The 940-nt window shown below is 40.3% G+C and carries 1 pseudogene; it reads right to left on the bottom strand.

The features are described from left to right. Window positions 1–940: pseudogene (locus KIV40_RS25375) on the bottom strand (response regulator); the annotation flags it as partial.

Raw genomic sequence — 940 nt, 5'->3', positions numbered from 1 at the left:
TGCTTCGTAGATCTCTTGTCGTCGAACTGGTTTTGAAACAAAACCGTCCATGCCGGCTTTCATGCATGTAGTCTTGTCACTTTCCAGTGCGTGAGCTGTTAACGCGATGATTGGAATATTAATGCCTTTCTGTCTGATTAGCCTCGTCGCTGTTATCCCATCCATAATTGGCATTGAGACATCCATCAAAATGATGTCGATGTTTTGTCTTTGTTCTTCAAGAAATGCGATTGCCTCTGCGCCGTGGCTAGCAATAAAAACATTATGTCCTAACTTGGTTTAAGATTAGTTTAATTACAAGTTGATTAGACTCTGTATCTTCTACAACAAGAAGGTTCACTGCTTTTGATGGATGATTGGGCTCTATCTTTACCGGTCTATCTTGATTATTTCTCGTTAACACAGGTATCTTAATTTCAAAGTGTGAGCCAACATTCTCTTCACTTTTAACGCTGATTGTTCCTCGCATCATTTCAACCAAATGTTTGGTGATAGCAAGTCCAAGGCCTGTACCTCCGAATCTTCGAGTAATCGAACTGTCTCCTTGATGGAAAGCAGTGAAAAGATGTCCGATTTTTGATTGAGGGATTCCAATTCCGGTATCAACCACTGAGATTACAAGCTCACCATCACGTTCAATAACCGAGACGTTGATACCACCAAAATCAGTGAATTTGCTGGCGTTCCCAATTAAATTGAAAAGTACTTGAGACAATCGAGTCGAATCGATCCAATATTGCTTGTTATTATCCAAGTTACATTGGTATTCGAAACTCAGGTTTTTACTTATAGCTACCTGTTTTTGTTGGGAAATAACCAGGGTTACCGCGTCACGTAAGTTTGTCCATTGTTCGCTTAGACGAAAGCTTCCCGACTCTATTTTGGACAAATCGAGGATATCGCTAATTATCGCTAATAACAGATCTGCTGAGCACTCCAT

It is taken from the genome of Vibrio sp. D173a, from assembly GCF_030248475.1.
This window is presented reverse-complemented; position numbering and strand designations above follow the sequence as displayed.